Origin of the sequence: Meiothermus granaticius NBRC 107808, assembly GCF_003574355.1 — a bacterium.
Classification (GTDB): Bacteria; Deinococcota; Deinococci; order Deinococcales; family Thermaceae; genus Meiothermus; species Meiothermus granaticius.
Map to the genome: position 1 here is coordinate 1 of NZ_QWLB01000075.1, position 6,364 is coordinate 6,364.

Sequence of the window (6,364 nt, forward strand, 5' to 3'; positions counted from 1 at the left end):
CAGAGCCAGTCATTTGCTGCCACCAACCGTAACATTTCCTCTTGTGTCATGGCGTTTTTCCTTTCCCCTAGAATCCAGACGCCTGAGGCGGTTGCGCTCGAGGTGCAGTCCATAATACGCCACTACCAGGAATGCGGTGATGGCGGGCCGGGTCACGTACTGGTCTAACCCTGAGAACCAGCGTCCATCAATCGAGTCCCAGAAAACCGCCCCCAGATAGCACAGGCCTAGGAACCCCAGGGTGTAGTCAATCCAGTTAGACCGGCGATCAAACACCGCGTCCGCTACCGCCTTGGCCATCACAAATGCCACGATCACTCGTAATGCTGAGAAGTAGAAGTAATCCCAGTTATCCATCTTCTTCCTCCTTCTTACGCTGTTTCCTCCTTTGCATGGAACGAAATGAGCTGATCGCCGCGATTAGGCTGCCCAGGACTGCGGCCCAAGTAGGGTCCAGATGCTCGCCGTTTTGCACGGTGCGGTAGATTAAACCGCCTACAATTGTCAAAAAGGCCAGCAAAAATCCGATTTTGACCAGGGCTTCCATTTAGCGCATTCCCACTGCTCCGGTCACGCTGCGCACGAGGTTGGCCGGAAGGTTGTCAATGTTGCGGCTGAGCTGATCGGCTTTTTGTTCAATGATTCGGGTAGTGGCCAAAAATCCAACTGCGATGACCGCGCAGACTGCGGTAAAGCCCAGGACTGAAACGGCGATTTGTGTTTTCATGTTCACCTCACGCCCACTGGGGGCCTCCATATTTGGCCAGCGATTGACCTACTGTGTTCACCAAGGTGACATAGTTGGGGTCGGTGGCCCAGCGCCACACCTTGCCCGAGATTAGGCCCCGTACCCAGCCGGCAGGGTCCCCCTCGGCATACGGCAGGCACTGGGGATAGAGGGTGCGGATGATCCGGCTATAATCCACCAGGCACTCGTTCCAACTGGGGTAGGCCCGCCAGCGGGCCTGGGTGCGGATCCAGCGCCCATTCAGGTATTCCGATGTCTGGGTGACCACTGTGGGGCCGGTCCAGGTCAGGCCGGCCTTGATGCCAAAGAGGTTGTTGGAGCACACCCCATTCGCTTCGGGGATGCGCGACCCCCAGGCGCTCTCGAGGGCGGCCTGGGCCATCACCGCTTGTTTGTTGAGGATGGCCCCTTTTTGCTTAGCGATGGCCACGGCTTGCTCGAGGCGTTGCAGGAACGCGGCTCGAGATAGCGGAGGGCAGGGTCCGGCTTGTTGCAGCATAGCGATCACCTGTCTATTGCGTATGGTTTGCAGGCCTGCACCGGTGGCGGCCAGGCCCAGGCCCAGGGCAGCCCCCAGCCCACCGATCAGCACCGGACTAGGCTGGGCTGGGGCAGTTTTGGAGGGCTGTGGGGCTGGGGCAGGGGATGCCGAAGGAACCGGCAGAATCAAGGGCTGGGCCGGTTCGACTTTGGGGGACCGGGCCACCAGCGCGGCGGTGAACGGGTCAAGGCCGGTGAAGGTTTGTCGCTCTTCTGGCGGGGTGGGCTGGACCACCCGGAAGCGCCCGGTCAGGGGGTCGCGGGTGCTCATCAATCCACCCCCTGGAGATCTTCTTTGATGCCCTCATGAACGCTGCGCACCCCAGAACCTAGGTCCCTGCCGGCGCCCCGCAGTTGTTTAATTCCGACCACGGCCACATACCCAAAGACCCCCAGGCTGACGTACAGCCAGGGGTTGGTCAAGCGGTTGGACAACTGGTCGTTGGGGTTGGGCTGGGGCAGATTGGCCCCGCCGGTGTTGGCTTGGGTTCTGGGGGGGATCACCCCACCGGTCACCTGGGAGAGGGTGTTTTGCACCCCGGTGGCGGTGGAATCGGTGATCTTTTCCATGGTGGCGTTGACGGTTTGAGAGACTGCGCTGCCCAGCAGGGTTTGCAGGATCGGCAGGCTGAACATGCCCAGCAAGATGGCCAGGAGAATCTGCATCAGTAGAACTCCACCAGGAAGTAGAAATACTTGTCGTTGGGGTTGTAGCCTTTGCGAGGCAAATACACCTTTTTCCCGTTTTGCGTGATCACTGCACTGCGGGGGAAACGCACCCGCAGCCCGGCAGGTCCGCGCCAACTGGCGGCCATGCGGGCCGTGAAGAGGTCCCAGGTGGTGGCCAGTTTGGCGATTCGCCCAAAGGCGTACTCGTGCACCGCAGTGGGGGCATAGACCTTGATGATGTGCAGGCCCTTGGTGGGTTCCACCGTACCGGCCAGGAAGCGGATCTGGGGGGTGACCGGGGGTTGGCTCAGCTTGGTGAGCATCCCACTTGGGCCCCCTACGGTGCGCGGCATATGGCCCCGTTGTATGGGCTATGTGGGGGCCAATTCAAGACCGAAACAGCCCGCTCATTCGGCGGGCTTGGCGTGGGGGACGGGGTTTAGGAGGCTTTTTTGCTGCGAGCTTTGCGGGCTTGATTGGTGTGTTTTACCCCAGGCTTGAGGTATACCTTGGTTTTGCGCACGTCCTTCAGGGCTTCTAAGCCCTGGAGCTTGGCGGGATCAATGTCGGCGGGGTCAATACGGTTCCAGTACCAGAACTCAGCCTCTTCGGCCTCACTTTTGAAGCGGGCCGGGACCTGCTCGGGTTTGATGTAGCGGATTACCTTTCCCATTTTCGCATTAACTTAGATTCGCTGGCGCTAGCCCAGTGGGCGCTTATAGGCCGAATCTGCCCGTTGCGCATAGTATACACCACCACCACCGGGGCGTTGTCGGTAGTGCGGGAGAACAGCACGGCCCGTTCTTCTCTGTTGCGGGGGTTCTTCGAGGGCAGGCTGCGCTGGAGGTCATAGCTGAAAGCCTCCTCAATCTCATCGGCGCTGACTCCGTGGCGGGTGGCATGAACATAGTTGCCCCTTTCGTCCTCGGGGTCGTCCCAGTCGAACTCGGGCAGGGGCTGGTTCCATAGCCAACCGCTTTTGCGTTTGGGCTTGGCGGCGGGCATTATTGCACCACCCGCCCGATGCCCTCGAGCCAGGCCTCGAGCTTGGCCACCACATTGGGGGTCACCCCAGGATAGCCCGAGAGCGGGGCGAAGCCGTGTTCCCCGCCGAAACGGGCCAGCTCTTTGAGGCTGCCGAAGTGCTCGTGCAGGGTCTGGGCGGCGGGGGCGCTGCCGGTGAGGAGCTCGAGCAGCTCGCGGTCGGAGATCTCCTGCGGGGAGAGCGGGTTGCGCCGGCTGAGCAGGCGGGTTCCGATGCGGTGAGAGAAGCTTTTGGCGTATTTGGGGGTTCGCCGCGCAGGGGCTTGCATTGTCTGTATTGTTTGGGTTTAAACGGCGAAAATCCAGGCTGTTTAGGCGTTTTTGACGTGCTGATGCTTATAATGCTCCTATAGCCGCCTGCACGGCTGAATGCCCCCAGACTGTGAGATAGCCGTAGGGGCCTTCGGTAACCACACCGTCGCGGTCGATTTTTTGGGCGGAAAAGGAACCGGTTTTGAGGAAACGGGTGAGCATGGCCTTGGCTCGCTCGCGGAAGTCGCGGCAGGCCCTGGGCAGGGTTTTGAGGGCGGCTTCTACCGGCTTTACAATGGCCTCTTTGACCTCGCGCATAGAAGCGCTGGCCAGGTCAAACACCAGCTCGGTCCAGCCCGCCCGGCGGTAGCGCCAGTACCCCCACCAGCGGCCCACATTGCGGTAGCGGCGCGGCACCTCGTGCTGGTAGGCTTTGCCCATCCCACCCTGGACCTCTTTGGCCAGGTAGCCCCAGTGCCGCTCGCGAATGGCCTCCACCTTGGTTCCGGCCCGCAGGTGGTTCCAGATGCCCACCTCGAGGCCCATCCCCCCCAGCATGGCCTCGGCAAACTCCCGCCCTCCGGACTCGCGGTAGAGGTCGTAGAGGGAGCGGTTCTGTGGGTCGAGGTATGCGTTCAGCTCGCATCCCGCGACGATCTCCACCCAGGCCTGGCTGACCCAGGTACGCAGCTCCGCCAGATCGAGTTCCCCACAGTTCCACAGGTAGAGGTGGATGTGGGGAGCCCCCCGGCGCTGGAACTCGAGCTTCCAGATCAGGCTCCAAGCGGTGCCGTATCGGCGCTCGAAGCGCTTGCGGAAGGCCTCCAAGTGGGCCTTGACCCGCTTGCCGTCAGGGCCCAGCTCCCGCAGGCGGTGGAGCCCGGCCCGGACCTCTGCCCGGCGCTGCTGCCACCCCTCCCCCCAGCCCGGCCCCCTGGGGACATAGCGCCAGGCGTTCAGCCGGCCCCAGGCCCGGCGAAACTCCCAGACGGCCTGGGCGTGCTCGGGGGAGATGGCGGCTTCCCAGTCGCGCGGGTAGGTCAGGGAGATCATCAGCTGGGGGTAAATCTCCGCCGCTTCCAGCTCGCGGGTGAGTTCGAGGATCCGGCTCCGGCTCTTGTTCGAAAGCCAGCGGATCTGGCCCCGGCTGACCCCTGGGGCCACGGTGGACTGGAGCATTCCCCCCACCCGCAACTTGAGGGTGCCGGGGTTGAACATGAGCCGGGCCTTCAGCCCCAGTAATTGCGTGCTGGTCGCAGCGTCGAGATATGGAGCATTTGACAAGCCCGGCCCTCGCCAACTGGCCTCAATACGCTTCTGCCATAAATCCTTGGCGCGTTTGGTCAAATACCGAGCGGTGCGCACGCTCGAGGAGGCCAGGGGTTGTTCGTCCAAAAACCTCCACCGGGGGTCGGTGGGGGGCAGGGTGTACTCGAAATGCCGCAAGGCGTAGGCCAGACGGTCGGTAACCGGGCGTGGATACCCGGCCATGTGGGGGTCAAAGGGTCGGATTGAACCGCTCTTTACGGAGTTGATGTTGGTGTTCATATTCCGCTTGAAGCTCGGGGCGGATCGCGCATCCCCCTCGGAGTAGGTAGACGTAGGTGGTGAAGTCCGCCGGGGATAGGCTGGACTCTACGGTGTAGTGATCGAGCCCCAAGGCCCGAGCGATGGCCTCGAGCTGGGCGGGGGTGACGCCCTTGGGGCCCCAAACCCTGACCTCCCACTCTCGGTCGGGCAGCCAGCGCAGCTTGATCAGCAGGCCATCCCGGCGAAACCGGGCCTCGCGGCCTGGGTTACAGGCTGCGAGACCGGCATAGGGGTGAAGGTTGATCATGGTGTAAGCAGGTCTGCGATTCGGGACTCCTCGATTTCCTTCTGTACCACCACCCGGCCCTCGAGCAGATCGGCGATGCAGATCCGGATGGCCAGCATGGTGGCATACTCCCGCCGGGCCTCCTCTGGCCGCATCCGGCCCTCTGCGATCCGCTTGCGGTAAACGTTGCGCCGCAGCACCAGCTCACGGTCCAGACTCTTGAGCATGGCCTCGAGGGTGATGGTCACAGCCGCTCCCCCAGCTCCATGGCCAGCTCACGCAGGGCCTCGAGCACGCTGCCGTTTTCCAGGCTCGAGGCCACGATGTGCCGGCTTTCCCGCAGCCGGGCCATGGCCAGGTAGCCGTGCTTCAGCCGCAGCAACACCAGGGCATACCCGCGCTGGGTCAGGTGGTGCAGCAGGCGCTCGGCCTCAGGGAGCACCCGTACCATCTCCCGGCCCTCGGCCCGGTCGCGGTCATCTGCCGCTTCTACCTGCTCGGGGGTGAGGTCGGGGATAACCCCGTCCCAAGGGAGCCGCCTCATAACCGCCTCTCCAGCTCCATCTCCAGCTCACGCAATGCCTCGGGGGCGCTGCCGTTTTCCAGGATCACGGCCACGACGTGCCGACCCTGCTGCTGCCGGGCCATGGCCAGGTAGCCGCGATCAAAACCCTGAATCAGCAGGTCATACCCGCGCTGGGTCAGGTGGTGCAGCAAGCGTTCGGCCTCAGGGAGCACCCGCAGGTCGCATTCTTCGTCCAACGGGGTGGGGCGTAACATCCAGCCGTTTTCTGGTATACTCATAGTGTCCTCCTTGTCTGCCTGATGAGGTTGCCCCGCTAGCCCTAGCGGGGTTTTGTTTCGCCCAGGGCCGCGACGATCTCCGGGGTCAGGGGGTCGTTGTACTCGTGATACACGCTGATCCGGGCGTAGTACCCGGCAGCCGGGCTCAGGCTGGCCCACAGCGCCGGGAGGGTCTGGCGGATCCCGGCAGGGTCGGTGCGGGCGCTGCCCTTGCGCCGCATGTGCCCGAAACTCTGCCCGGAGGCCCAGCGGCTCAGGCCCTGGGCCAGCGGGGTCTGTAGCCGGGCATAGTCAATGGCCTTCTGGGCCCACCCGGCCCCCCAGTCCAGGTCGTTGCCCTCGAAGTCCTCGTTCATCTGCTCGACAACGATGGGGGCCCCGTCCAGACTCACGGCCTGGTTCATCCCCACCAGAGCATGGCCCAGGCCCAAAAAACCATTCCCGGCCTGGCCTGCGTTCACCCAGCCCGGTGCGGCCCCGTCCCCGGCGGC

15 protein-coding genes are annotated in these 6,364 nt (G+C 63.3%); all 15 read right to left on the reverse strand.

Annotation, left to right across the window (positions count from 1 at the left end):
• Positions 1–9: 9 nt before the first annotated feature.
• Positions 10–357 carry a hypothetical protein gene (locus Mgrana_RS16185; RefSeq protein ID WP_119358616.1) on the reverse strand — a complete coding sequence of 116 codons (348 nt, stop codon included), beginning with the start codon at positions 355–357 and terminating at the stop codon, positions 10–12.
• A complete protein-coding gene (locus Mgrana_RS16190) occupies positions 350–547 on the reverse strand; it encodes a hypothetical protein (protein ID WP_119358617.1) in 198 nt (65 codons plus the stop codon). The genes Mgrana_RS16185 and Mgrana_RS16190 overlap by 8 nt, the downstream gene beginning before the upstream one ends.
• A complete protein-coding gene (locus Mgrana_RS16195) occupies positions 548–727 on the reverse strand; it encodes a hypothetical protein (RefSeq protein WP_147021233.1) in 180 nt (59 codons plus the stop codon). It lies immediately after the preceding gene.
• A gap of 7 nt (positions 728–734) precedes the next feature.
• Positions 735–1,559 carry a glycoside hydrolase family 73 protein gene (locus tag Mgrana_RS16200; protein ID WP_119358619.1) on the reverse strand — a complete coding sequence of 275 codons (825 nt, stop codon included), beginning with the start codon at positions 1,557–1,559 and terminating at the stop codon, positions 735–737.
• The gene (locus tag Mgrana_RS16205; RefSeq protein WP_119358620.1) at positions 1,559–1,954 is read right to left on the reverse strand and encodes a hypothetical protein; all 396 of its coding nucleotides are present in this window, start codon (positions 1,952–1,954) and stop codon (positions 1,559–1,561) included. Before Mgrana_RS16205 ends, Mgrana_RS16200 begins: the two co-directional genes overlap by 1 nt.
• On the reverse strand, positions 1,954–2,310 hold the full coding sequence (locus Mgrana_RS16210; protein ID WP_147021234.1) for a hypothetical protein: 357 nt from the start codon (positions 2,308–2,310) through the stop codon (positions 1,954–1,956). Before Mgrana_RS16210 ends, Mgrana_RS16205 begins: the two co-directional genes overlap by 1 nt.
• An 86-nt stretch (positions 2,311–2,396) precedes the next feature.
• Positions 2,397–2,630 carry a hypothetical protein gene (locus tag Mgrana_RS16215; protein WP_119358622.1) on the reverse strand — a complete coding sequence of 78 codons (234 nt, stop codon included), beginning with the start codon at positions 2,628–2,630 and terminating at the stop codon, positions 2,397–2,399.
• On the reverse strand, positions 2,618–2,962 hold the full coding sequence (locus Mgrana_RS16220; protein WP_119358623.1) for a BrnT family toxin: 345 nt from the start codon (positions 2,960–2,962) through the stop codon (positions 2,618–2,620). The genes Mgrana_RS16215 and Mgrana_RS16220 overlap by 13 nt, the downstream gene beginning before the upstream one ends.
• On the reverse strand, positions 2,962–3,270 hold the full coding sequence (locus tag Mgrana_RS16225) for a hypothetical protein (protein WP_119358624.1): 309 nt from the start codon (positions 3,268–3,270) through the stop codon (positions 2,962–2,964). The genes Mgrana_RS16220 and Mgrana_RS16225 overlap by 1 nt, the downstream gene beginning before the upstream one ends.
• A 67-nt stretch (positions 3,271–3,337) precedes the next feature.
• Positions 3,338–4,801 carry a rolling circle replication-associated protein gene (locus Mgrana_RS16230; protein WP_147021235.1) on the reverse strand — a complete coding sequence of 488 codons (1,464 nt, stop codon included), beginning with the start codon at positions 4,799–4,801 and terminating at the stop codon, positions 3,338–3,340.
• Positions 4,752–5,090, reverse strand: a complete 339-nt coding sequence (locus tag Mgrana_RS16235; RefSeq protein WP_119358626.1) for a hypothetical protein — start codon at positions 5,088–5,090, stop codon at positions 4,752–4,754. Before Mgrana_RS16235 ends, Mgrana_RS16230 begins: the two co-directional genes overlap by 50 nt.
• Positions 5,087–5,317, reverse strand: coding sequence for a hypothetical protein (locus Mgrana_RS16240; RefSeq protein ID WP_119358627.1), 231 nt, complete (start codon positions 5,315–5,317; stop codon positions 5,087–5,089). Before Mgrana_RS16240 ends, Mgrana_RS16235 begins: the two co-directional genes overlap by 4 nt.
• Complete coding sequence (locus Mgrana_RS16245) at positions 5,314–5,613, reverse strand: hypothetical protein (protein ID WP_119358628.1); 300 nt, start codon at positions 5,611–5,613, stop codon at positions 5,314–5,316. Before Mgrana_RS16245 ends, Mgrana_RS16240 begins: the two co-directional genes overlap by 4 nt.
• Positions 5,610–5,873, reverse strand: coding sequence for a hypothetical protein (locus tag Mgrana_RS16250; protein WP_147021236.1), 264 nt, complete (start codon positions 5,871–5,873; stop codon positions 5,610–5,612). The genes Mgrana_RS16245 and Mgrana_RS16250 overlap by 4 nt, the downstream gene beginning before the upstream one ends.
• Positions 5,874–5,914: 41 nt before the next feature.
• On the reverse strand, positions 5,915–6,364 hold a 450-nt coding region (locus tag Mgrana_RS16915), incomplete at its 5' end, for a hypothetical protein (RefSeq protein WP_170146511.1).

What these genes read in the sequence shown, in the direction of transcription:
- Mgrana_RS16215 (WP_119358622.1), bottom strand. Translation starts at nt 2,630, where the DNA reads ATGGGAAAGGTAATCCGCTACATCAAACCCGAGCAGGTCCCGGCCCGC.
- Mgrana_RS16190 (WP_119358617.1), bottom strand. Translation starts at nt 547, where the DNA reads ATGGAAGCCCTGGTCAAAATCGGATTTTTGCTGGCCTTTTTGACAATT.
- Mgrana_RS16220 (WP_119358623.1), bottom strand. Translation starts at nt 2,962, where the DNA reads ATGCCCGCCGCCAAGCCCAAACGCAAAAGCGGTTGGCTATGGAACCAG.
- Mgrana_RS16235 (WP_119358626.1), bottom strand. Translation starts at nt 5,090, where the DNA reads ATGATCAACCTTCACCCCTATGCCGGTCTCGCAGCCTGTAACCCAGGC.
- Mgrana_RS16185 (WP_119358616.1), bottom strand. Translation starts at nt 357, where the DNA reads ATGGATAACTGGGATTACTTCTACTTCTCAGCATTACGAGTGATCGTG.
- Mgrana_RS16245 (WP_119358628.1), bottom strand. Translation starts at nt 5,613, where the DNA reads ATGAGGCGGCTCCCTTGGGACGGGGTTATCCCCGACCTCACCCCCGAG.
- Mgrana_RS16195 (WP_147021233.1), bottom strand. Translation starts at nt 727, where the DNA reads ATGAAAACACAAATCGCCGTTTCAGTCCTGGGCTTTACCGCAGTCTGC.
- Mgrana_RS16210 (WP_147021234.1), bottom strand. Translation starts at nt 2,310, where the DNA reads ATGCCGCGCACCGTAGGGGGCCCAAGTGGGATGCTCACCAAGCTGAGC.
- Mgrana_RS16250 (WP_147021236.1), bottom strand. Translation starts at nt 5,873, where the DNA reads ATGAGTATACCAGAAAACGGCTGGATGTTACGCCCCACCCCGTTGGAC.
- Mgrana_RS16225 (WP_119358624.1), bottom strand. Translation starts at nt 3,270, where the DNA reads ATGCAAGCCCCTGCGCGGCGAACCCCCAAATACGCCAAAAGCTTCTCT.
- Mgrana_RS16205 (WP_119358620.1), bottom strand. Translation starts at nt 1,954, where the DNA reads ATGCAGATTCTCCTGGCCATCTTGCTGGGCATGTTCAGCCTGCCGATC.
- Mgrana_RS16200 (WP_119358619.1), bottom strand. Translation starts at nt 1,559, where the DNA reads ATGAGCACCCGCGACCCCCTGACCGGGCGCTTCCGGGTGGTCCAGCCC.
- Mgrana_RS16230 (WP_147021235.1), bottom strand. Translation starts at nt 4,801, where the DNA reads ATGAACACCAACATCAACTCCGTAAAGAGCGGTTCAATCCGACCCTTT.